General features: G+C 54.1%; 19 protein-coding genes. 15 read left to right on the forward strand and 4 right to left on the reverse strand.

From position 1 onward, the window contains the following. The first annotated feature begins 2 nt into the window (after positions 1–2). Complete coding sequence (locus HHL24_RS01710; protein WP_169483663.1) at positions 3–911, forward strand: ATP adenylyltransferase family protein; 909 nt, start codon at positions 3–5, stop codon at positions 909–911. Between the two features lie 203 nt (positions 912–1114). Further along, the gene (locus HHL24_RS01715; RefSeq protein ID WP_169483664.1) at positions 1115–1273 is read left to right on the forward strand and encodes a hypothetical protein; all 159 of its coding nucleotides are present in this window, start codon (positions 1115–1117) and stop codon (positions 1271–1273) included. Between the two features lies 1 nt (position 1274). On the opposite strand, the gene HHL24_RS01720 is transcribed toward HHL24_RS01715, so the two are convergent. After that, entirely contained in the window at positions 1275–1748 is a 474-nt protein-coding gene (locus HHL24_RS01720; RefSeq protein WP_074286292.1) for an Lrp/AsnC family transcriptional regulator, read from the reverse strand. Between the two features lie 394 nt (positions 1749–2142). On the opposite strand from HHL24_RS01720, the gene HHL24_RS01725 reads away from it, so the two are divergent. Continuing rightward, complete coding sequence (locus HHL24_RS01725; protein ID WP_169483665.1) at positions 2143–2763, forward strand: LysE family translocator; 621 nt, start codon at positions 2143–2145, stop codon at positions 2761–2763. An 84-nt stretch (positions 2764–2847) separates the two neighbouring features. On the opposite strand, the gene HHL24_RS01730 is transcribed toward HHL24_RS01725, so the two are convergent. Both HHL24_RS01730 and HHL24_RS01735 read right to left on the reverse strand, forming a co-directional pair. After that, positions 2848–3219, reverse strand: coding sequence for a hypothetical protein (locus HHL24_RS01730; RefSeq protein ID WP_169483666.1), 372 nt, complete (start codon positions 3217–3219; stop codon positions 2848–2850). 554 nt (positions 3220–3773) lie between these two features. Then, complete coding sequence (locus tag HHL24_RS01735) at positions 3774–3929, reverse strand: DUF3309 family protein (RefSeq protein ID WP_169483667.1); 156 nt, start codon at positions 3927–3929, stop codon at positions 3774–3776. 951 nt (positions 3930–4880) lie between these two features. Between HHL24_RS01735 and HHL24_RS01740 the strand changes: the two genes are divergently transcribed. From HHL24_RS01740 to HHL24_RS44735, 12 genes are all read left to right on the forward strand, one after another. Further along, the gene (locus HHL24_RS01740) at positions 4881–6260 is read left to right on the forward strand and encodes an undecaprenyl-phosphate glucose phosphotransferase (protein WP_169483828.1); all 1380 of its coding nucleotides are present in this window, start codon (positions 4881–4883) and stop codon (positions 6258–6260) included. A gap of 23 nt (positions 6261–6283) precedes the next feature. Next, entirely contained in the window at positions 6284–8662 is a 2379-nt protein-coding gene (locus HHL24_RS01745; RefSeq protein WP_169483668.1) for a YjbH domain-containing protein, read from the forward strand. A gap of 19 nt (positions 8663–8681) precedes the next feature. Beyond that, positions 8682–9416, forward strand: coding sequence for a carboxypeptidase regulatory-like domain-containing protein (locus HHL24_RS01750; protein ID WP_169483669.1), 735 nt, complete (start codon positions 8682–8684; stop codon positions 9414–9416). A 480-nt stretch (positions 9417–9896) separates the two neighbouring features. Beyond that, on the forward strand, positions 9897–11069 hold the full coding sequence (locus HHL24_RS01755; RefSeq protein ID WP_407947464.1) for a polysaccharide biosynthesis/export family protein: 1173 nt from the start codon (positions 9897–9899) through the stop codon (positions 11067–11069). A gap of 230 nt (positions 11070–11299) precedes the next feature. After that, positions 11300–12373, forward strand: a complete 1074-nt coding sequence (locus HHL24_RS01760; protein WP_169483670.1) for a glycosyltransferase family 4 protein — start codon at positions 11300–11302, stop codon at positions 12371–12373. 730 nt (positions 12374–13103) lie between these two features. Next, positions 13104–13553 (forward strand): low molecular weight protein-tyrosine-phosphatase, encoded by a 450-nt coding sequence (locus tag HHL24_RS01765; protein WP_169483671.1) that lies wholly within the window; start codon positions 13104–13106, stop codon positions 13551–13553. Positions 13554–13622: 69 nt separating this feature from the next. Next, a complete protein-coding gene (locus HHL24_RS01770; RefSeq protein ID WP_169483672.1) occupies positions 13623–15848 on the forward strand; it encodes a polysaccharide biosynthesis tyrosine autokinase in 2226 nt (741 codons plus the stop codon). 5 nt (positions 15849–15853) lie between these two features. Then, complete coding sequence (locus HHL24_RS01775) at positions 15854–17074, forward strand: hypothetical protein (RefSeq protein ID WP_169483673.1); 1221 nt, start codon at positions 15854–15856, stop codon at positions 17072–17074. A gap of 8 nt (positions 17075–17082) precedes the next feature. Then, entirely contained in the window at positions 17083–18246 is a 1164-nt protein-coding gene (locus HHL24_RS01780) for a glycosyltransferase (protein ID WP_169483674.1), read from the forward strand. A gap of 4 nt (positions 18247–18250) precedes the next feature. Then, positions 18251–19693, forward strand: coding sequence for an oligosaccharide flippase family protein (locus HHL24_RS01785; protein ID WP_169483675.1), 1443 nt, complete (start codon positions 18251–18253; stop codon positions 19691–19693). Further along, complete coding sequence (locus HHL24_RS01790) at positions 19690–20634, forward strand: glycosyltransferase (RefSeq protein WP_169483676.1); 945 nt, start codon at positions 19690–19692, stop codon at positions 20632–20634. Before HHL24_RS01785 ends, HHL24_RS01790 begins: the two co-directional genes overlap by 4 nt. Positions 20635–20642: 8 nt before the next feature. Next, positions 20643–21743 (forward strand): glycosyltransferase, encoded by a 1101-nt coding sequence (locus HHL24_RS44735; RefSeq protein ID WP_169483677.1) that lies wholly within the window; start codon positions 20643–20645, stop codon positions 21741–21743. Here the strand turns inward: HHL24_RS44735 and HHL24_RS01800 are convergent. Further along, positions 21729–22679, reverse strand: coding sequence for a glycoside hydrolase family 26 protein (locus HHL24_RS01800; protein ID WP_169483678.1), 951 nt, complete (start codon positions 22677–22679; stop codon positions 21729–21731). The two genes, HHL24_RS44735 and HHL24_RS01800, sit on opposite strands and share 15 nt — an antisense overlap. Positions 22680–23636: the final 957 nt, after the last annotated feature.

Raw genomic sequence — 23636 nt, forward strand, 5'->3', positions numbered from 1 at the left:
CCATGGAACATCTAAGTCTCCAGCCTGGCACTCTGTGGTCGGCCATTCTGCGCCAGACTGAGCATGCACTGCGTTGTGGTGCGCTGCGACCGATCGAGACAACCCAGGCGCTGATCGACGATAGTGGCGTACGTTTCCTTGTCCGCCAGGTCTCGAGCCTCGCTCGCAAAGAGGAAGCCCGACAAGCGCCTAAGCTCAGGGCGGCGGCGCGCAGCGCAGTCAATCCGTTCCTTCCTTATGATCCAGACCTCTTTGTGGCCGATCTCTCGGACACTCACATCGCCTTGCTCAACAAGTTCAACGTCATCGACCATCATCTTCTGATCGTCACCCGTAGCTTTAAATCGCAGGAAACGCTCCTCGATCTCGCAGACTTTGCTGCATTGATCGCCTGCATGGCCGAGTTCGACGGCGTGGGTTTCTACAATGGCGGCGCCGAGGCCGGCGCGAGTCAACTTCACAAGCATCTGCAGGTCGTGCCGCTGCCGCTCGGAGAATCAGGTCCGCCGCTCCCCATTGAGTCCGTTCTTGCGTCCGCGTGCATGGAAGGTCCGATTGGCACGGTACCTGGTCTACCTTTTCGGCACGCGTTCGCCCGCCTGGAACTGGCTCCTGCCGCTTCGCGGCACGCCGCGCACGCCGCGCTCGATTGCTACCATGCGCTGCTCAAAGCGGTTGGCCTGCGAGCGATTGAGGTGGATGGCGAGCTGCACCCGTCGGCGCCGTACAACCTGCTTGTCGCTCCTCGATGGATGCTGCTCGTGCCAAGGTCTTCAGAACGCGTCGAGGGAGTTGCGGTGAATGCGCTTGGGTTTGCGGGATCGCTCTTCGTGCGCGACGCAGCACAGATGCAAGTCATCAAGACGCTCGGTCCGATGACCGTGCTGCAACGAGCCGCGGTCCCCATATAGTCATGGGGAAATAGGGCTTGTCTCCACTCAAGCCTAGGGTCGTTTCCGGTGCCTAAGTCACCCTTCAAGTATCTGCGAACGCATTCGGGCCTGCCGACTTAAAAACGCCCGTTCGAAACAGGTGTAGATGAATGAGAATGGCCGCTGCTATTTCTCTGGTCACCTAAAATATAGGCATGGTTCTGACCTCAAAGGAGGTTGCCATGACCGACTCAATGATCAGTTTTGTAGTGGGAATCGTGGTGGTGCTATGCATCGTTGTAATTACAGCGGCACGCTACAGGCGGGAACACAAGGACCAGCCGGGTGCCCGCTGGCTGCACGCGCATCCGATCAAGGACTGGCTGCACCACAAGCACTGAACTAAATCTGCACCGACGGAATACTCTTCATACACCGCAGCGCAAACATCGAGCGGCTATGGCGGATGCCCGCGATCTTATAGAGCTTCTCGCGCAGAAACCGCTCGTAGCCCGCCGTACCGTCGACCGCCACTTTGACCAGGTAATCGTAATCGCCCGACACCAGATACGCTTCCAGCACTTCAGTCAGTGTTGCCAGCTCGGCGCCGAAGCGGGCGAGGGCGTCGTCGTCGTGACGGTCGAGCGTGACTTCGAGCAACACAACGTCGGCGAAGCCGAGCTTCTGCTGATCGAGCAACGCGACGTAGCCGCGGATGTACCCCTCGGTTTCCAATTGACGCGTGCGATTCCAGCACGCAGTGGTCGACATGCCGACCAGTTCGGCGAGCTCGGCATTGCTCAGGCGCGCGTTCTTCTGCAACTCGCGCATGATCTTCCGATCCTGGTTGTCCAGTGGGCGATTTCGGGTGGTCATGGCATTCTCGGAAGGTTATTCAGTTAAATGCCATTTTAAAGGAAGAACGTCCTGAAGTCGGCGGGTGGATGCATTGCTTTAAGAAGCATATCCAGCCAGCGTCCTGGTATATTTTCAGGGTGCATTCATGCCCGGGACAACCGTCCGGGCCGCCGGCCTCGGGCCTGCGGTCAAGCGCGGCCACAAGCTGCCATCCGGTGTCTCGCTGCCTTCACAGGAAGGCGGCACGCGGGCGAATTCCGGCGTCACCCGCGCCGGAAGACGCGCTCGCCGGGCATGGAGCATTTTCTTAACCGAATGCTTGCCAGCACCGACCGTCCGTACGCCGTCCTTGAACGATCTTCGAGCGCGGCGGCGGCGCGCACGGCTGGCAGAGCCGCAACCTGGCCCACCGATGTCGATCCAGCTGTACGTTTCATTTCTCCTCGCTTCCCTCGTACTCGTTTATTCCCCTGGTCCGGTCAACGTACTGACGATGAGTCAGGCGCTCAGCGCCGGCTGGCGCGCCGCGTTGCCCTGCGTGTGGGGTGGCACCTGCGCCGTGCTATTGCAACTGGCGTTCACCGCGCTCTGCCTGAACTCGCTTTTGCTGATCGACGAGCGCGCACTGATCGCGCTGCGCTGGGCCGGCGCGATCTATCTCGTGTATCTCGGCTGCAAGCAATGGCGCAGCGGCAGCCTGGCGGCGCCTGCCGGCACGGATCAGCAACGCAGTCTGTTCTGGCGCGGGTTCGCTACGTCCGGGCTCAATCCGAAGACGTTGTTGTTCTTCCCGTCGTTTTTCCCGCAATTCATCAGCGCACCTTCGGATGAGGTGCATTGGTCGGCGAATCAGCAATATCTCTTGCTGGCCGCGACGTTTGCGCTGGTGTTCGCGCTAGGCGTGGCATCGACGGCGGTGTTTTCGCACCGCTTGCGGGCCGTGTTGCAACGGCCGAAGCGGCTACGCGCGGTTAATCGCTTGATGGGCAGTTTGCTGGTAGGCATGGGCGCGTTGATGGCGGCAGTCCGCTGATCGAGTCGACGCAGTGCCCCCGGCATTACGGCACACCGAGGGCCGATCAGCCCGATCGCTTGCGAGACAGATGGCAGAGCGCGTTCAGCTGGGTTTGGTCGGCGCTCTGACCGCGCTTTGTACCGCGACATTGCGATAGACGTCGCGACAGAATTGCATGCCGCCTTCATGCGTACCGTTGACGGCGGCCGCTATCTGCACTGCGCCTTCAATACGTTCAGGCACTGGTGGATTGACGAGGGCGGCGTCAATAGCGAGTGGATCGGTAGGCGAAGCCCGCATGATGCCGATGCCCTTGATCGTCACGGCCAGACAGGGATCCGGCACTTGCGGACCATGGGTGGCGGCGACGTTGAAATTGATGTTCAACGTCCAGAAGCCCTCATGAATATTCTGATGAATGATCACTGCCTTCACCACGTCCTGATGTGACAGTGTGTATTCGTTGTTTGCCATCGGTCCCTCCTTGCTCGTACGCAGTCTGTGCGTGCGTGTGCAGATTTGGCTTTTTGCGCGGGCTGGGGGGCTTAGTTTTACGCACCGTTTTGTACAGCGCAAGTGAAAAGGTATGTGTGCCGACGCGCCACGTTGCTTAGGCGGCGGAGGACGACATCCGGGTGATAGCGTCTCGGGACGCGCGGCCGCTGGGACAGGCACGGCCGCGCGGGATGACGTTCAGGTGAACTGCTTATCTTGCAAAAGATTAGTGGAAAATGAGGTACAGGATAACCAGTACGATCAACGGGACGCCAAGAAGCCAGCCAAGAAGGTAAGGCATGATGTGATCTCCTTTCGTATCAACGTTTGAATACGATGGTGACTCAGCATCCGGCGTGCCCGCCCCTAGCAACCCGATGCTCGGGCAACTTTTCCATTCCGTTCTCCGACTGACAACGTGAATGGGTATCGGCAATCGACATAAGAAAGCCGCCGGATATCCATGCAGCGAACTGCATGGATATCCGGCGGCCGGCTCGGTCTGAATTACAGACCCGAGTACTTCAATTCGGCTATATGACGCCGGCGACGAGCAGCACGATCACGACGATCACCACGATGCCGATACCGCCTGTCGGTGCATAACCCCACGAACGGCTATGCGGCCACGTCGGAAAAGCACCGATGAGAAGAAGGATCAGCACAATCAGAAGAATAGTTCCCAACATATAAATAACCTCCGCTTGGGTTGATAGGACCTGCCTGTCACGACAGCCATGCAGCACGCGGTTGGGCGAGCTTGCGAAAAGGCAGTATCGATGTGTGGGGATGAGCAATCCATGTGCCCAAAGGCGGAAGTCCGGGCGAGGATTGTTTGAAACGGTCGTTGATTGTCGGCGTCCGTGCGGCGCCTGCCGAGCCGATTCATCGGCAGGCGATGCGGATCAATTCATATCTCGCGACCTGCTTGCACTGCACAAAAGCACTTCTCCACCCTCCTTTCTTCAGACTTTACCGCGCAGCGCAACTCTCCAATTTTGTCCCTTAATCGATCGGGGCCGTTACGGGCGACGTTACGTAACGGACGCGTTACCGAACACGGTTTCGCGTTTTATTTGCCGACTTTCTGAGAGGTCGCGTCGGAGAAAAAACGTATGTCTGACAAGGGTTTGCCCGATATGTCCAAGCCAATTGTAAAAAAATCTAACGATTGGCATGGTTGCTGCTTTAAAGGGTGTGCGGTGCACAACACAGACAACACAAGCAGTAAGTGGTCGTGAAGTTCGAGTCAACGACTGGCTTGGTCGGGGGTTATCAGGTCGGTCTCCTCAACGCACAAGCGGTCTGATCTTTTGTTCGGATCTCGTCGTGGCGGCGTTTTGCCTGAGTGCCCAGGTTAGACGGGTGCGAGCGGCTTGCCGTACATCCCCCAGCGTTATTCAGGAACGTCCAGTCGTTTGGTTTCGCGCTGGATGAGTGAAATCCGGATTGTTTTGCATTGCGCGCTTCTTCGCGTGCCGGGGCAGTGTTGTGTCGCGAAGAGCGTGGTGGTTGAAGTACGAGAGACATGAGCTGTTGATGCGAACACAAGTTAAGCAGCTCGACAAGAACGTTTGGCGCGAGAGACCAGCGCGGGGGTAGGAATGGATACGGCTAACTTTGAGCTGCAAAGAAGAACGATACCGGGGTTGCAAAGCCTGATCGCGCGCTTGCTCGATGTGATGCTCATCGTCCTCGGGGCGGTGGCCGCATCGCAAGTGAGATTTGAAGATCTCACGCAAAGCCGTATCGATACGGCCTTCGTTGCGTTTGCTGCGGCTTTTGCGCTGGTTCTGTTCCCCGTATTCGGTGTCTATGGTTCATGGCGCGGGCGGGCCATGCTGCGGATGGCCGGGCAGGTATCGCTGGCGTGGTTCGTGGTTCAAGGCTGCGGTCTCGTGCTGATGTTCTCGTTGCATCGTACGGATTTCATCTCGCGTCTCTGGTTTGCCTATTGGATGGCAATCACGGGTGGCGCGCTGATTGTGTCGCGTCTGGTCGTGCACGCCGTGCTCGCACGCGTTCGGCATGCAGGGATGAATCTCCGCCGGGTTGCGGTTGTGGGATGCGGGTCGCATTGCCACCAGGTCGTGCGCAATATCGAGGGCTCGACGGCCAGCGGATTTCGCGCGGTAGCGGCCTTTGATGTGCGGCCTGTGATGGGAACGATAGGTTCAGGTGTGCCCGTGTACGACGACATCGCAAAGTTCGCCGCCTACGTGAGGTCACACGATGTGCAGGAATTGTGGCTTGCCTTGCCGCTCTCCGAGGAACGCACCATCGCACGTTTTGTTGCTGAGTTTCGAGACGATCTCGTGAACGTGCGCTTTGTACCCGATATGCGCAGCGTTTCGCTGTTCGATAGCGGCATGATCGATCTGATCGGTATGCCTGCGATCAACCTGGTCGCGTCGCCGGTGCCGGCTCGCGCGTTGGTGAAGAAAGAGATCTTCGATCGTGCGTTCGCCGCTTGCGCACTGGTTGCGCTTGCCCCGTTGCTAATCGCGATTGCAATTGCTGTAAAGCTCTCTTCGCGTGGACCGGTGTTTTTCACGCAGAGGCGTAAAGGTGCAGATGGTCGCATCTTCAAGATCTACAAGTTCCGCTCGATGCGTCCGCATACCGTCGAAACGGGCGTGGTGAAACAGGCCACGCGGGGGGATCCGCGTATTACGCGAGTGGGTGCGTTTCTCAGGCGGACTAGCCTGGATGAATTGCCGCAGTTCTTCAATGTACTCAGAGGCGATATGTCGGTAGTGGGGCCACGGCCTCATGCGATTGAACATGACGAGCTTTATCAGAAAGTAGTGAACGGCTATATCCATCGGTACCGGATAAAGCCGGGGATCACTGGGTGGGCGCAGATCAACGGATTCAGAGGAGAGACAGACCGGATCGAGAAGATGCAAGGGCGCGTCGAACACGATTTGTATTACCTGCGCAATTGGTCATTCGGGCTCGACATGCGGATAGTCGTGGCGACGATAGCGAAGGGTCTGGTTCATAGCAACGCGTACTGACACCTGCACACAATAAAAAACACATGGCCATGAAATTACGCGGACAACAACCCCGATCGGCGCCGAGCGCGCTGACGCTTGCTGCGGCTCTAGCGTTCTCCGCTTCAGCGCAAGCGGCTGACCCTGCGCTCAATGCGCTCGGGCAGGCGGGTGGTTTGGTGATTCCCTATGCGTTTGCACTGCCCGAAGGGACGGTGGAGGCGCAGTACAACAACTACATCGACCCGCGCTACGGAAAGCAGGCGACGGGCGCGCAGATGTACTGGGGCGCGGTTGGGTTGCTGCCTTATGTTGAGTTGTCCGGCGGACTCGCCAATTACCCGGCGAATGTCCCGGCGCCATTCAGCGGCGCCGACCACTTCCTGTTTCGTCACCTGATGGGTGACGTCAAAGTTGAAGTGCCGAGGTTCTTCAAGTATCAGCCGAGCATTGCGTTCGGTGTGACCGACATTGGCGGCCAGACGCATTTCTTCCGTTCGAAATACGGCGTGGTGTCGCAAGCGTTTGGTCCGGTGACGTTGACTGCCGGTTACGGCTCGGGCGATCGCCTCGATGGTCTGTTCGGCGGCGCACAGGTCTCGCTGTGGAACACGGGGTTGTCGCTGCTCGCAGAAGACGATTCGAAGACGCCGTATGCCGGTGTGCGTTATCAGTCTCCGCGGATCAGCTGGCTAGCCGATGCGAACGTGATCGGCACGTTCATGCGTTCGATCCGCTCGACCGATGGTGTATCGCCGCACACGTCGTTCTCGGTGGGCATTCAGATTCCGCTGGGCAAACGCTTTAGCAGTGCACGTTGCGCAGATGGCTTGTGCGAAGGCCCGCAAGTGTCCGCAGCGCAGAGCGCGGATGCCGACGATGACGGCCCGATCCGCCTCGCGAGCCTCCAACCGGTGGACACGCGTGCTGCCACAGCTAACAACAACGCGCTGGGCGCAGCGCCGATTACGTACGTGCCGCCGCTGCAGTCGTATGCGTCTGTGATGCTGAGTGACGTGACGGCGGCCAAAACGTCGGACGCGCCGTCTCCCGCAATTCCGGAAGCGCTGGATACCTCCGCGCTCGACGAAATCGCCGCGCAGCTCTTTGCCGCCGGCCTCGAGCGGGTGCGTGTCGGGATGAGTGGTCGCGATCTGGTGGTCGAGTACGAGAACCATCGCTACAACCAGAACGAAGCTGACGCGCTCGGCATTGTGCTTGGCGTGGCGAGCGTGAATGCGCCGCACGGCACCGACAAGATTCACGTGGTCATCAAGAAGGCCAATGAGCCGTTAGGCGAAGTCATTGTCGATCGTGATGCATTCGCGCAGTTCGTTGAGGGCGGCGCGCCGACGGCTGCAAGTGCGTCAATGACGATGCGCACGCGCCCGACATACGACGCGGATTCGATCGCATGGCATGGCAACGAGCACACGCATGGGCTGACGCGTATCCAGATCGAGCCGATCGTCAGTTACCTGTACGGCACCGAGTACGGCAACTTCGACATCTCGCTCGGCGCCAATATTGAAGGGTTCGTGCCACTGTGGCGTGGGGCGGAGTTGTACGCGAGCTATATCGCGCCGATCTACAACACGAAGAACATGGACGAAGGACGCGTGTTTAGCGATTACCGCCTGCGTGGCGGCCTGAACGCGGTCGCATTGGCGCAAAGCTTCTGGATCATGCCGCAGGTGTTCAACGTGACGTCGATCGGCAAGTTCGATTACTCGTATGTCGGCGTGCAGAACGAAACCACGATGTTCGTGCCGGGTCGCCCTGATCTGATCCGCTTGCGGCTTGCCTATCTGCACCATGAGCCGGGTCACGACGAATTGCCGAGTGAGAAGAATGCCGAGCTGACTTACCGCTGGGTGCAGCCGTCCTGGAAGCTGTGGATCGAAGCGGGCGTGGCGCGCTTTGTCGGAGGAGACAAGGGACCGGTTGCGACGCTCACGCGCTGGTTCGACGACGTCTCGGTAAGCGTGCATGGCGAGCATAGCGGGCAGGGCACGTTTGTGGGCGCCGCGGTCAGCTTCCCGCTTACGTTGCGCCAGGGCATGAAGCCCGGGATCAGCCAGGTGGACGGCTCGGAACAGTTCGGGCTCGATTTCCGCACGCGGGTGGGATCGACGAATTACCTGTCGACCAATGCGGCGGAGAGCATGACCTTCCCGTATAGCACGCAGCAGTACCTGCTGAATCAGGGCCGCTTTAGCGGCGAGTACTTCTCGACCCAGCTTTACCGGATGCGTGATGCGTATCTGCGTTACGGGCGCCCGGGTAGTGACGCAACGAAGCCGAAGCCGCAAGTGAATGTGCCGGCTCTATCGACGGGCGCGGCGCTTTCACATGGCGTCTGCGGAAGCGGTTTGCAGGGTGTAAGCGACGGACGGGCGCTGGTGCCGGTCAATTGTGAATGACTTTCTTTGGAGATAGGCGATGAAGCTTCTAAACGGCGCCACGCTGCGCACGCTGCAGTTCGGATCGATAGTGGTTGCGACCAGTGCGCTGGTTGCATGCGGTGGCGGAACCAGTAGCGGCAGTTCGCCGACCTCGACGGTGAGCGGTACGGCCGCTGTCGGCGCGGCGCTGGCTAACGCGAGCATCACGCTGACCTGCAAGAACGGTTCAGGTAGCGCGACGGCTAATTCCAACGGCGCATACACGGCGACGTTCGCGTTTGACGGTCCTTGTGCGATTACGGCGACCGGTGGCGCGATCACGATTCACTCGTTTGCGGCCGGCGCGGGTACGTTCAACGTGACGCCGCTGACGGAATTGTTGTTGGACTACATCGCGGGCCAATTGGGCACGACCGTTAGTGGGCTGCTCTCGGGGATTACTTCTAACGCGTCGTATCAGAACGCGCTGTCGAATAGCACGGTGATTGCGAATGCTGAGGCGGCGGTTGTGACACTGATCAAGAACACGTATGGGATCACGCTTTCTTCTTCCTCGTTCTTGACGGTTTCGTTTACGCCGGGCGCTCCGGGCGCGGATGCGGATCTCGATACGTTGCTGGCGGCTGGGGCGATTACGAGTAATGGGCAGCCGGCGGCTTCGTTGGCTGCGGCTGCGCAGGCTGCTGGGGCAGCGGCGCCGATTTCGAGTGGGAGTAGCGGGTCGACGGGTGGGTCGGGTGGGAGTGGTGGGGGCGGGACGGCGACGAAGTAGGGCGTCGGTGGAATCAGCTTGTAGATACACCTTTAAGTCGGATCGTGGTTTGACTCACGGTCCGACTTTGTGCGGCACTCAAAAGCCACGGCTGACGAGCGTTGCTGCTAGATGGGCCGCAGAACGATCGATGGGCAAGAAGATGGGTACGTGTTACGGCGAAACGTTACGTTACGAGACGGTCGCTGTCGCGAAATTCGAAGGCTTGTCTTCGGCGTGTCGCCGATTAAATGCAGAAAACACAGCATTCTTGAGGGATGTCATCGCTGTTTTGCTTCCGGAGTGTCTGGCCAATTGTTGGCATATTTGGTGCTTTAAAGCTTACTGGGTAACTGGTCGTATTGAGTAGGCGCTCGATCGTCTGATCAAGCGAGCGGAGATTCTCTGGCGACGCCGCGTGCAAAGCGGAATAAGCCTTAGTAGGGAATGGCGGCTCAACCGCTACAAGTAAAAAAACTAACGTAAAACGAGGTGAATTCGATGACAGTTTCGCTGGGGGATTGGAGTGGCAACAGGATGCGATGGCTCAGCCGCGCTGCTTCCCTGCTGACTACTGTGGTGGCGACCGCATCACTATCAGCCTGTGTCGTTGCTCCGGGGATGCGCATGACGTCCTCCGCGACCCTACCGGTATCTAGCGCCGACGATGCTGCTCAGCCAGCGGAGCTGCAGATCCCCATAACCGATATCGACGCCTCTTTGATAGAGAGAATGCGCAATGCGACTGCGCAGGCGAGCATCGACCACGTTCGTGCCTTAATGGTAAGGCCGAGTCCGTACACGCTAGGCGTCGGGGACGTCTTGCAAATAACCGTATGGGATCACCCGGAGCTGGCTGCTGCACTTGGTACGCAGCCTCAAACAAATTCTCGCCCGTACGACCCGGTCCAAGGTTTTTTGGTTGATGACAACGGCAACATTCAAATTCCGTACGCTGGAAGTATCCATGTAGAAGGACGCCGTGCCGATGAAGTCCAACAGCTGGTTTATAACGAACTCGCAAAAGTGTTCATCAAACCACAAGTCACCGTCCGAGTCGCTTCTTTCCGGGCCAAGCAAGTATTTGTCGACGGTGAGGTACACACGCCGGGTGCGGTTCCTATCAACGACATCCCGATGTCGCTGTACGAAGCAATAAACCGAGCTGGTGGTTTCAGTGCGTCTGCCGACCAGAGTCGGATGATCCTCGTCCGGGATGGGGTCTCTTATTCCTTGAACCTGTCTCGAATGCTCGATAGCGATCAAAATCCTTCCAGGGTTCTATTGAAGAATGGTGATCTGCTTCGGGTGGTTTCACGTGATGACAACGGCGTCTTCGTCATGGGCGAGGTAAATAGGCCATTGACCGCGGTCCCTATGAAGAGCGGCAAGCTTACCTTGAGCGACGCACTGTCGCAGGCGGGGAGTCTAAACACCAGCAGTGCCGATGCGGCGCAGCTCTACGTAATCCGCGGTTCTCTCGACACAAAACCTCAGGTGTTTCACCTGAATGCTCGTTCCCCGGTGTCGATGCTGCTAGCTAACCAGTTCGAACTACAGCCGAAGGACGTGGTGTATGTGGATGGAAACGGCTTGGTTCGCTTTAGTAGAGTGTTGAGTCTGCTCTTGCCGGCTATCAATGCAGGTCTGACCGCGGCGATTGTGACGAAATGATCTCGAAAAATTTAAAGCTGAGTGCTCTATATCTCGCGTCCAGGCCACCGTACCCCGCTAAGGGAGGTCGAGAACGGCTTATAGCACAGAGCATTGAATTTCTCGCGCCGGAGTATGACCTTCATGTAGTGGTCTTTTGTCGGAGCGACGAAAAGCCGGATGTAGATAGCATCCTCAGATTGGGTTGCAAGTCCGTTAAGTTAGTCCAGCTTCCGGGGGCTCTGGAGGTCTTGACTAACATCTTCATTCGTCGCCTTCATTCGTTGCAAGAGAATTTGTTCTTCTCAAGACGGACTCGTGCTGCTGTGCGAAAGCTAGTGTCCAGTGGAATCAGCGTTGTCATCGCCGACATGTTGCGAACTGGGCAGTACTGTGAAGATATGGACGTACCAAAGGTGCTTGACCTCGACGACCTTCTATCCGAGCGTTATCGCCAGTTCCTTGTCAACGGATGTAAACAGACGGTTTTCGGGACATTTTCAAAACGAATTCCGAAGTCATTGCTGATGGCTGAGCCTTTCTTGAGAAGACTAGTTCTGGAGCGAGAGCGAAGGATGATGGCGAGGCGAGAGTTAAGCACACCCCATCGGTTCGATGTGACCTTTCTGACCTCTGAAGTTGAGGCGAGTCAGCTTCGCGGTGACGGCGCAAATGTGAAGGTTTACGCAAATCCGCAAGCGACCGTCGCGTCAGCCTATGACTGGAGAATGACCGGTCATGCTGAGAATATGGTTCAGTGTTTTTTCATCGGAAATCTGCGCACTTCCCAGAATCTCGCGTCCTTGAAACTGATAATTCGCGAGATTATGCCGATCGTACTTGAGCAGGGACTGGATATTCACATTCACGTCGTCGGCGACTATGACACCCGAGCGATCGAGGCGGCGAGTGGATGTAGTCGTGTGACGATGCATGGATTCATCTCCGATCTCTCAGAAGTCGCACAGCGCTGCTCGATTGCACTTTTGCCCATTGTGGAGGGCACCGGCGTTAAGACGAAGATATTGGATGCCATGGCAATGGGAATCCCTGTCATCACGAACGGATTGGGGGTTGAAGGGCTCTCCGTCGTGCACGAGCGAGATCTATTGATTGCTGACACCGCGCGAGAGATTGCAGATCAAATAGCTCGTTTGAATCTGGATCACGGATTGGGAAAGCGGTTGTCGGAACAGGCCAAGAGCTACGTTGCCCGGAACCATGATCCCACACTGCTGCGCGAGCGGTTTCGGGAGCATATTTTTACAGCTTTAGAAGTGGGGCGAGCGCGACTGACGTATTCGTCCCCGGGTACTGTCAGTTGATAGGTTGAGTCGCAGGGCGATTTCGAATCATTGGCGCCGCGAAGTCTTGAGCTAGAAAGCGGAAACGAAAACAGTCAATTAGAGGAAATTTGCCTCGCGAACTGTCCTATTTGAATGCCATTCAACCGAGGGTGTCTATCGCGGAGCGCTGTTCTTATGATCTCAAAAATTGGTGATTTGATATTAATCTTGGCACTGTCCTCTGCTGTAGGTATTGGGCCCGCGGCGGCGAAAACGTTGTTACCGATTGACCCGTTAGCGTCTTCCTCAGGCGCGGCGGAGCACGCGGCTGACGGATCGTCAGCGCCACTATCAATGAACCGCGGGGCTTCTCCAGAGCAACTGCTCACACCGTACTCGTCTGACACTACGCGGTCTGATCAGAAGTCTCCGCAGTCAAACATTTCGAGTCGTAGCAGCCAAGGCCAGAATCCATTGCTAACAGACGATCTGGTCGACGGCTTGGAGATGCGCACTGGCTTCGCGGGAGGACGAAACACTCGGTCAACTAATGTGGGAATGAGCAGCGCAGAGTTAGGGGGCGCGGGTGCCAATTTGTCGCAGTCTTTGAGTGATGGGTTGAACAGCACTTCTTCCACGCAAAGAGGGAGCAGGAGATCTAGCACCTCGGGAAATTTGTGTCTCGGGGCCATCTCCAGCCTGCAGTGTGGCGAATGATTCTTCATCGTTATGCAGCCGCAACGAAGCGATCTCCGACGAATTCTCAAGTATGAACATCTCTAGCATCCTGATTGTTTGCACTGGAAACATATGTCGCAGTCCTATGGCGGCAGGAGTGTTGGGAGCTGCATTGCCGCGCCTCAGTGTGCAGTCGGCAGGGCTGCAAGCTTTGATCGGGCAGCCCGCAGACAGAGCGGCAATTGAATTGCTTCGCGCACGGAAGATCGACATTTCGGCGCATAGGGCACAGCAATTGAACCGTTGGCTATGTTCGACAGCAGACCTGATCCTTGTTATGGATAGCGAGCAAAAGAACGCAATTGAGCGTCATTCCCCGGTACTAACCGGAAGGGTGTACAAGCTCGGGCATCATGAACACCTCGATATACCGGATCCATATCGAAAGGGTCAAAAGGCATTTGAACGATCTTTTAATCTAATTGATGCTTCTGTTGAAAGATGGACGCAGTACATCGAATACCTGGAAATGGCGCGGTAAGTAGTTCGCATCGACGTGGTTTTGCTCATAATCGCGTCGGTGAAATCACAAGAATGGTGAAAGATAAAAATGAATAATCTAGCCCAAAATTTTCGATCTCACGAGGACGATTCTGACACGCTTGATCTGTCGGCGGTGGTCGATGTCGTGATAGAAAACCGTTATTGGATATCTGCAATTGTTGGCGTTTTTTTAGTCCTCGGTGGACTCTACTCATTTCTGCGCCCCCCAATCTATCGCGCAGACGTCATGGTTCAGATTGAAGACGGCACGAGTGCGACGAGTAATGGCTTGCTTGCAAATATAGCCCCTTTGCTCGACATGAAGTCATCAGCAGATGCTGAGATCCAGCTATTGGGATCGCGATTGGTGGTCTCGGCTGCGGTGGACAAACTGCACTTGTTCATAAACGCGAATCCGCGATATTTTCCGATTGTAGGAAAATGGATTGCGGGCCACAACAAAAAAATGTCCCAGCCTGGTCTGTTTGGCATGGGGGGATTTGTCTGGGGCGCTGAGACAATCGACGTCAGCACGTTCGATGTTCCTCGCATCATGGAAGATGATCTCTTTCGGATTGAAGTCTTAGGCAATGGGCGATTTGAGTTGTCAGGAGATGACCTTGATAGCCCAGCTACCGGCGCGGTAGGTGAAACGCTGAATGTACAGACATTGTCTGGTCCAATTGTTCTCCGAGTGGTGGCGCTTGATGGTATGAAGGGAGCGAAATTTGACTTGGCGCGCTCGTCTCGCCTGGAAACGATCACGCGTCTCCAGGAAAAGCTGGATATCACGCAAAAGGGTAAGGACTCTGATGTACTTTCCGCGACCTACGACGGAACCGATCCGGAACTTGTTAGTCGTGTTATGAACGAGATCGGCGCACAGTACGTGAAGCAAAACGTACTACGGAAGACCGAAGAGGCGCAGCGATCAATCGATTTTCTGAATGTTCAACTCCCAATGCTCGCCGAAAAACTCCGTCAATCGGAGGACAAATATAACAAAACGCGTCAGCATCTTAGTACTGTAAATCTGGGTGATGAAGCCGGGCTTGTGCTGCAGCAGTCGGTGGATGTAGAGACTCAATTGACGGCGCTTCGACAAAAGCGGACTGACCTCGGCTCGCGATTCGCCACGACTCACCCGGCGATGCAAGCGCTCGATGCGCAAATTTCTGAACTTGAGACCCGGTCGAAAGATATCGATGCTCAGATCAAGCAGCGGCCGCTCATTGAGCAAAACGTATTACGTGACACGCGTGACGTGCAGGTGAATCAGGAACTCTACTTGACACTGCAGGATAACCTCCAACAGTTGAAATTGGTGAAAGCCGGCAAGGTCGGCAGCGTAAGGCTTGTCGATGCTGCTCCGGTTCCGGAGAAGCCGATATGGCCACGGCCGATTGTCATCATTCCGTTGGCGTTCCTAGGAGGTCTTTTCGTCGGCTTCGCAGTCGCTCTGGTGAGAAGCAGACTATTTGGTGGCGTTAGCGATTCGCGCGACATCGAACGAATCCTAGGTATCAACGTGTATGCGACGGTGCCGATTAGTTCGGAGCAGAGGCGAATTGATCGAAAAATCGGGTCGGCCCGTGGGAAGACGACACTACTTGCAGTGCAGTTTCCAGGCGATCCCGCCGTTGAAAGTCTTCGTAGCTTTAGGACGGCATTGCAATTTTCAATGGTCGAATCAACGAATAATCGGGTGATGTTTACGGGTTCTCTACCCGGTGTCGGAAAGTCGTTTGTCTCCGCAAACTGTGCTGCTGTTCTCGCACTATCTGGTCGAAAAGTTCTTCTTATCGATGCCGACGTTCGGAAGGGGCACATTCATCGCTATCTTGGCTTAGGTCGATCTGCAGGATTTGCAGAATTGTTAGCGGGTGTTGTCGATGAACGCGTGGCGATCCAACGTACCGATGTGCCAGGGTTGGAGTTCATTTCCGCCGGCGCAGTTTCGACCAACCCCGGCGAGATGTTTCATTCCGGGCGTCTCGTTGGCCTGATAAATAGCCTGTCTTCGAAATATGATCTTGTGATTATCGATACGCCTCCTGTACTTGCGGTGGCCGATGCCGCGGTGCTGGCACCGCATTGTGGAACTACTTTTTTGGTGGCGCTGGCGGGATCCACGAAAGTAGCCGAGCTAGGCGAATCTGCGAAGCGCCTCGCACAGGTAGGTGTGTATGTGAAAGGAGTGGTGTTTAACGGAGTCAATCCCGCGCTCGGGAAGTATGGCTATGGTTCCGCGTATGGCGGCTATCGTCACGCGGAATACACGTACGGGAAATAGCTGTCATGGCGATGAAAATAAAACCTCTTGGGGTGGGGCGGTCCGTTCGGGCGCTGTGTCTGATGATGACTTTGGCGATTCTAACGCAGCGATTTGCTATTCCTCTCGGCGCCACCCAGCTTCCGGTGGCGTTTCTGCTGTACTGGGCGACGGTTCTGTGGCTCGCAGTTGATGGTCTAACGGTGCCGCGCAAACTCAATGCGATCGTTCTTTGGGTTTCGTTCGGCTTGATCTTGCTGTGCTCGTTGAGTACCTACGGAAAAACATCTATCAGCTCGTTGCTGTACTTGCTCGCCTTGTATTTGCCACTGACCATGAGTGCTACACGATCTGTAACGCGCGAGAATACGCGCGAGGCGGCTCGATACTTCGTTTTGCTGATGGTGTTATTTTCTGTTGTCGGGATATGGCAGTATTTCAGCCAGTTAATCCTGCACATTCCCTACGCGGATCCAATCGGGAATTTACCTGATGCGGTAATAATGCAAGGTTATTTGGCAAGCTATCCAGTTTCCTATGGCGGAGACTTGTATAAGTCAAATGCAATCGTATTTCTTGAGGCGTCGTTTCTTTCCCAGTTTATTGCTTTGGCGATTGTTATTGAACTGAGTTTTTCGAGGAGGCTGTGGATTTTATCGACGCTCCTGCTGGGGCTTCTAGTGACCTTCTCGGGGACAGGTTTGATGCTTCTTGTTGTGGTGGCTCCATTTATTCTGATAAAAAATATCAGAAGTTTGAAGGTTATTGCCCTAACGGTGGCAGCTATTGTCGTTCTTGTTGGGACAGTTATTATGCGACCAGAGGTAATGGTCCGTGTTGCCGAGTTCGGCGCTTCCGATACAAGCGCGTCCGCAAGATTTATTGAGCCGTTTGCCAGAATGGCGCGATATTCAACGCGAAACACTAGCAGTTTGATTGCGGGATATGGTGCAGGTTCCTCTGACCGGCTCGGAAATACAAGCGATTCGCTTGTCAACTATTCCGCTATACCGAAGGCCATAATTGAATATGGATTACTCGGTGGCGTTCCGTTACTTTTGGCTATAGCCACATGCATAGCATTGTCTGTCGGTTCGCTGCCACTCGTCGCAGCTCTTGTAGTGACGCATTTTGTGTTGTCCGGTGCACTTCTTCAGCCAATTTCCGTGATGTTAATTTATTTTTTTAATGTGAGCACCGTTCGAAAGCGGCGTCCGGTTCGACGCGATCTTACGGCCTCAATTTGATTGAGGACATGATGAAAGCAGACAACTGTGACGAGTCTATGTGCTCGTCTGCTCGATTGATTATTATCTCTCACGTTAAAGATGAGACCGGCGCGAATGGTGGGTCTGTATATACGAGAAGCGTTATAGACATATTAAAAGGTGCGTTTGCGGACGTTCAGACTGTGTACGTTCATGAAAATCAGATTAACTGGAAAAAATTAAGAATTATCGCGGCATTTTTCGGTGCTGTCGTATCGGGGCTGCCTGCAAAGGCGCTATATTTTCTGTCCTATAACGCAGCGCGTCGTATCAAGTGTGCAACCGCTGCTGGAAAAGCCGATTTGGTCATTTTTGATCATCTGGAAACTTCGTTATATTCACGGTTGGTAAGTAAGAAAATTGGGGCAATTTTAATACAGCATAACGATGAGGTGAAGCTTCACGCGAATCGGGTCGATGGGCAGAAATGGCGGTTGGGGCGAAATATCCTGGCGTCCGATCTGGCCAGGCTCGCTAAATTTCAATCTAAATCGTTTGAGAGAATTAAAAATGTAATTTTTCTCTCAGCCGATGAAGCCGCCGCCGCCGATAGTGGTATTGCTAACAAGTTCACACTGCTGCCGTCTTTTGACTATCAGCCGGTGAAGTTGCGAAATTCTTCTCGAGCCGGAAGGGATGTCGTTTTCATTGGAAACATGAATTGGTGGCCGAACATCGATGCTGTTAATTGGTTCGTGAACGAAATTCTCGGTTCGATAGATAATGACGTTACATTCCACGTGGTTGGGCATGGTTCGCATCGTTGGAGTCGCTCCAATTCACGCGTCAAAACCCATGGATTCGTCGAAAGTCGGGATGATGCTTGGGGAATATCGCCTATATTTGTTGCTCCGGTTAGACTTGGTGCGGGCGTAAATATTAAGGTGGCGGAAGCAATTTACAATGGGCGCGCATTAATTGCTAGTCCGCAGGCATTAAGAGGGATTCCGTTTGAAAAGGATGAAGCAATTGTGGTGATGGAGAGTGAGGCGGAATGGGTGGACTGCTTGAATGATCCATTTCGCCTCGAAGAGCTGGCTCAGGCAATCCCAAAAGATATAAACCGCGACCTGTTCAAACGGAGTCTCGGAGGGAGGTCTCTCATCGAATACGTCGAGAACATTTTGACAGTGCGGTCTATCCGAGGTTGATGACATGGAAATCAGGTTGTCTTCAATCGTAAAAAAGGGCAGCGTGCAGCTAGTTTCGTCGCTTTTAATGGCGGCTCTTCAGCTCTTGCAGATCGGCGTTATCTCGCGCTCCTTCGCTGCGGCACCTTTAGGTATTGTTTCTATCAACCTCATGATTGTGGCGGTAGCCACCGTATTTTCGGATTTTGGCCTGCAAAGCTTTGTAATTCAAGATAAACGGGATATGAAATTCACGTTGCTGGATGTCCGGGCCGTCTTGCCGATCTTTATATCTGCAACGGTCATGATTAGTCTCGTAGGTGCGTGCTTGGCTCGATATTGCTTCGGTGCCTTGGATGTAGGGAATGCGCTGCTGTGGATTGCACCTGCGATGCCATTGACTGTGATAAGCGGTCCGGTTCAAGGCGCTGCTGTCCGAGAATTGCATATCGAGCGGCTGGCATTTGCTGAATTTGCAGGGAAAGCGTGCGGTGTTGCGACAACCGTTTTCTTGGCGTCGTCTGAACACGCAGTGGTATCCGTGATAGCCGGATTTTACGTATCGCAGGTTGTCAGATTGTTGTTCTTGCATGAGACCGTTCTTGCCCTATTGATCGCACCACGAGGCCAAAAATGTTCAGCCGGAAGGCGCGGCGCGGTGGTGTCGTATGCGGTGGCACAGATGCTCGGCCAGGTTTCGAATACGTTGGCGGCCAAGGCCGATGAACTGATCGTCGCGGCGGCCATGCCTCTAGAGACGTTCGGCATTTATTCGTCGATGAAGCAACTGGTTATCCAGGCGGTGGCTTTTGTTGCTCCTGTGGTGCGCAGGTTGACTATGCCGTTCTTTGCGAATCACAGGGGCGGAATAGCTGGAAAATCTCGGTTTACACCGAATAAGTTGATCTGCTGGTCCAACGCTGTTTATATAGGTTTTTTTGTGTCCGTGGCGTTGACTTCTGAACCATCAACGAGGTTTATATTCGGGTCAAGATTTATCATTCACGCGGACTGGCTGATTTTATTCGCTTTGCTCTGGTCGGTTCGCACATTTGCAGGGGGGGGCATCTCGGCATTTCTTCAAAGTACGGGCGCTCCGCTTACAGATTTCTGGTGGACGCTCGTCCAGCTTATCGTCCAGACGACCGTGATGCTGATGGCTGCGCCAAACGGAGTCTATGTGATGTTGATTAGCGCAATAGTCAGCTACTTGATTGTCGGGGTCTTGGGCTACTTGACTATTTACCGACGGAAATCCGGAGCATCGGTTTCTGAGGTGGTAACTATGATAATAATTCCAGCGTTCCTCTATTACATCTTTGGCCTGTCTCTACTTTGGCTTGAATCGGTATTTGAAATATACTGGGTTGACGCACTGTGTGCATTTATATTTATGTGTGCTGTCATCGCTGCCACCATCATAATTTCGGGAGATCGGCGAATCTTATTTCAAAGGAGCGCGGTATGAATAAGATTGGGGAAAACGTTCCTGTTGTTGTGTTCGCATATAATCGCCCTCGGCATCTTGACGCGACGTTAGGAGCGCTTCGGCGCGCTCACGGTGCAAATGAAATAGATGTGTTGATATTCTGTGATGGCCCTCGAAACGAGAGCGAACAGAAGGCGGTGAATGAAGTTCGCGATATAGCGCGAAATTCGAAGGGATTTCGGAGTGTAAAAGTGTTTACTTCAGACGAGAATCGCGGACTGGGTGATTCCGTCGTTCGAGGGGTTAGCCACGCGTTATCATTTTATGAGTCTGTTATTGTTATAGAAGACGATGTTGAAGTTTCACCTGGATTTTTGATTTACATGTGTGGTGCGTTGAGTGAGTATATAAATAATAATAAAGTATTCTCCATATCTGGTTATTCTCCTCCGGTTGAAGGGAAGGAGGATTTCAATGATGGTTTTTTCATTCCGCGAATTTGTTCATGGGGTTGGGCCACCTGGCGGGACCGATGGCAATCTGTGGATTGGAATGTCGGAGAATACGAGCTCTTTATAAAGGACCGATCGCGGCGGTCGGAGTTTTGTCGAGCGGGACGGGATATGCTTGATATGCTGATCAACCAGGTAGAGGGTGAATCCGAATCCTGGGCGATTCGTTTTGATTTTGCGAGATTTATATCCGGAAATAAATTGACCTTATATCCTTCGTCCTCGCTAGTGAAAAACAGCGGAATGGATGGGAGCGGTGAGCATTTTGAAAAGTCGCAACGCTACCAGACTCAAATTAGCCAGAGAACGGAGTTCGCCTTTCCTTCTTGTGTTAATGAAGCAAGCGAATTGACAGTTGCGTTCTCAGAGTTCTATCCGAGAAGGTTGCGTAGTCGGTTGGCTATATTGGCTAGACGAATGCGCGTTCATGGCCCCGCACGTAAAGCATTTCGCTTCGTATTTCGCTAGGAGAAAAGGTGAAAATCGTAATCGGGATTCCGGATATAGGTTTTAAAGGAGGTGCCGAGCAAGTAGCTCTCGACATTGCTACGGCTCTATCTAAATGTCACGATGTGACAGTCCTGAGCTTATTTTCAAGTGGGCATGACCTCCGTCTGATAAACGGCGTCGACGTGGTCCATTTGAATTTATATCGGCCAGTGTCGGTTTTTGAAAAAATTAGAACACGTCTAGGTATTTCGAATTTCATTCGACATGAATTAAAAGGCGTGGATATTTTGATTGGAAACAATTTCTTTCGTTACTGGGCCTTGCCACCACTCGTTGATGGTCCGATATGCGTTGAGGTCCAGCATCTGCGCTACGAGGAAGATCGTCACAAGTCGTTGCGGATGTTTCTCCGGAACTGGCTATATCGATGGCTCGACGGAGTTGTAGTGCTGACTGAACGGGATCGCGCACTGTTTATTCGAAATAATGTGACTGACGTGTCTGTTATTTATAACATGGTACCATTTTATGAAAAAGTCATTTATCGATCGCGTCCCAAAATAGTTATTGCGGTAGGTAGATTGAGCGCGCAAAAGAATTTTAGTGAACTTATAGAAGCTTGGGTGGGTGTCCGGGAGAAATTGAAGGATTGGAGTTTGATAATCTATGGGGAAGGTGAGCAGCGACCCTTGCTGGAGGCGTTGATTCTCCAGAAAGGCTTAAGGGAATGTGTATTTCTGCCTGGTTATCGGGAAAATAAAAGCGGAATGTATGCTAGCGGGGCGATATTTTGTTCCGTTTCGAAATATGAGGGCTTTTCACTGGCTGCTTGCGAGGCCGCAGCCCATGGCACTCCGATTGTCTCATTTGACTACTCGTCGGGACCAGCGGAACTGTATGCAATGGGGGCGGTTGCAAAACTGGTTCCGTCAGGTGACCGGCGTCTGTTAGCTATAGCGCTATGCGAACTGGCCGAAAATGATGAATTGCGGCAGCAATGTGGAGAGCGGGCCCAAAGCGCCGCTCAGGTATTTTCGGCCGAGGCTTTCGCTAAAAGGTGGCTGCAATATGTCGAACAATTGAACATGTCAAAAAAGGCGCTTAGGCGCAAATCAGTGCCCACCTGAAAACAAAGTTCTGTACTTAAGCGAGGAGCGAGGAACATTGATCGCGGAAGGTCCGGAAATCGCTGCATCGGGGCCCCCAGCATTAGTGTTCCAATATGCTTGATACAGTACATTTGCCCCGGGCACATCGAACCATGCATGCATATTTTCGATGAAGGTCGGCGCATCGCCGTGACCGTGTTCGGAAGTTGATACGCTCCACTCTGTATATGCCTCAGGTTTGTGGTGCGTTTGTGCAAAAGAGCGAAATTCTCGCAAGCCGCCGGGGCGACCAAGAATATCCGACCATCCACTGTTGTACTGGTCGTACACATCCATCGAGATCACGTCGACAGCGTCGTCACCTGGATATGCTTTGGACCAGTCAAAATCGGGTGCACCCGAGCTGGCGACGTTCCACTCGAATCGCAATTGCGGCGTTTCATGTCGCATGAGAAGTACTACGTGCCTGAACGCGTTTATATAAGAGGCCGGATTATCTACGGCAGACCATGCAAACCAAGTGCCGTTCATTTCCCAGCCCAGCCGGACGATAATGCGTGCCGGATTGTGGGTCGATTCAAGGTTGTGGGCGAGCTTGCGGAAGATATCGTCGTGTTGCCCCGCAGCGATTGCGTTCAGGGTGGCGTCTCCACGTTGCTTGGGCAACAACGGAATGCTGACGGTCTCCACTCTATTTGGATTAGAAGATAACCACTCCGCTGTTGCTTTCAAAAAGTAGGGAGATGAAATGGTCTGCCACGACGCGTCGTCAGCAAATGTTATTCGATATAGCACCGGTTTTCCTAGCCAAGCGCCGAACTGATCATATTGGACGATCGAGTCGTCATGTCCTGTATGCAGGCCTAAGGCCGTCGCCGTTGCGCAGGAAGAGAGGCAAAGCAGGGCTGAAGCCAGTGCAAGGGCACGGAAATTTATCGCCATCGAAGGTTTCAAGGTTACGTTCCTGTTCGGTATCGTGATTCGAGGCGTGGCATGTTTGGTGGGCATCGCGCCGTGCGTTCAACTACGCCAAATTCCATGGACATAGACAAGGGGCGCCACGCGCGGATTCTCTTCCGATACCGAAGCCGCAGCAGTGGCGATGAAGACATCCTGATTCGGCGCAATCGGCCACAGGCTCGACCGGCGATCAAACTAGCGACGCTCTAGGCGGCATAACTAGACAATCTATCTGCGCGAGAGCTGGAAGTGCGCGCTTAAACTCGCCCCGCCTCTCTCCGCCTCAAACCGATCCAACTCCCCAAGCAAATGCTCGATCTGAAACGTTTGCAATGTGGTCAGGGGGAATTCATCCTGTATGCGTTGTAGTCGCTTTCGCCAATATGCTGGTTGCAGCACAGGTTCACCACGAAAGGCGCGCAGCGACGGCGCCATCACACGCGCGACGTGCGCGATGTCTTCATCCATTGTCATGCAACAGCCCCGAAAGACCTCGATGTTTAGCTTTGGTTTTTTTATGTGCACGCGTTTGGTGAGAACGAGTTCGTAGTCGCGGCACAAACGTCGGGGCTCATAGTAAGAAATCAGAATCGCCTGGTCAAGGTTTCTGCCCGCATTTCGCACGAAGAGTTCTTCGAATTTGCCTTGATTTCGGGGTTATTTCGATCACAGCAGGATTTCAAGGTGTAGCTTGTCGGGTCTCCAACGAAGGTGCTTTGACCCGCGAGATCGCTTCGATGTGGCATGTGTCAAACAGCGCAAGTGAGCGCCTCCAAACCTGAAGAAACAGGAAGAAAAACAGAGGGCTGGTGGAAGCAGGGCGGCTCGGCAGGGTTAGGTCATTCGTTGAGTGCACAATTATCATGGTGAGGAGAGAGTCGTCTAAGTTGGCGGACTAAAGCAGCAGTTCCTCTATTACGTTCGTCTGATAGGTGTAGTACGAAGGTAACA

Origin of the sequence: Paraburkholderia polaris (assembly GCF_012927345.1) — a bacterium.
Lineage (GTDB): Bacteria > Pseudomonadota > Gammaproteobacteria > Burkholderiales > Burkholderiaceae > Paraburkholderia > Paraburkholderia polaris.

Bases quoted from the DNA above. Each gene is read 5' to 3' on its own strand.
- HHL24_RS01790 (WP_169483676.1), top strand. From the start codon at position 19,690: ATGAATAAGATTGGGGAAAACGTTCCTGTTGTTGTGTTCGCATATAAT.
- HHL24_RS01715 (WP_169483664.1), top strand. From the start codon at position 1,115: ATGACCGACTCAATGATCAGTTTTGTAGTGGGAATCGTGGTGGTGCTA.
- HHL24_RS01735 (WP_169483667.1), bottom strand. From the start codon at position 3,929: ATGTTGGGAACTATTCTTCTGATTGTGCTGATCCTTCTTCTCATCGGT.
- HHL24_RS01785 (WP_169483675.1), top strand. From the start codon at position 18,251: ATGGAAATCAGGTTGTCTTCAATCGTAAAAAAGGGCAGCGTGCAGCTA.
- HHL24_RS01710 (WP_169483663.1), top strand. From the start codon at position 3: ATGGAACATCTAAGTCTCCAGCCTGGCACTCTGTGGTCGGCCATTCTG.
- HHL24_RS01720 (WP_074286292.1), bottom strand. From the start codon at position 1,748: ATGACCACCCGAAATCGCCCACTGGACAACCAGGATCGGAAGATCATG.
- HHL24_RS01775 (WP_169483673.1), top strand. From the start codon at position 15,854: ATGGCGATGAAAATAAAACCTCTTGGGGTGGGGCGGTCCGTTCGGGCG.
- HHL24_RS01725 (WP_169483665.1), top strand. From the start codon at position 2,143: ATGTCGATCCAGCTGTACGTTTCATTTCTCCTCGCTTCCCTCGTACTC.
- HHL24_RS01745 (WP_169483668.1), top strand. From the start codon at position 6,284: ATGGCCATGAAATTACGCGGACAACAACCCCGATCGGCGCCGAGCGCG.
- HHL24_RS01780 (WP_169483674.1), top strand. From the start codon at position 17,083: ATGATGAAAGCAGACAACTGTGACGAGTCTATGTGCTCGTCTGCTCGA.
- HHL24_RS01730 (WP_169483666.1), bottom strand. From the start codon at position 3,219: ATGGCAAACAACGAATACACACTGTCACATCAGGACGTGGTGAAGGCA.
- HHL24_RS01755 (WP_407947464.1), top strand. From the start codon at position 9,897: ATGACAGTTTCGCTGGGGGATTGGAGTGGCAACAGGATGCGATGGCTC.
- HHL24_RS01765 (WP_169483671.1), top strand. From the start codon at position 13,104: ATGAACATCTCTAGCATCCTGATTGTTTGCACTGGAAACATATGTCGC.
- HHL24_RS01750 (WP_169483669.1), top strand. From the start codon at position 8,682: ATGAAGCTTCTAAACGGCGCCACGCTGCGCACGCTGCAGTTCGGATCG.
- HHL24_RS01770 (WP_169483672.1), top strand. From the start codon at position 13,623: ATGAATAATCTAGCCCAAAATTTTCGATCTCACGAGGACGATTCTGAC.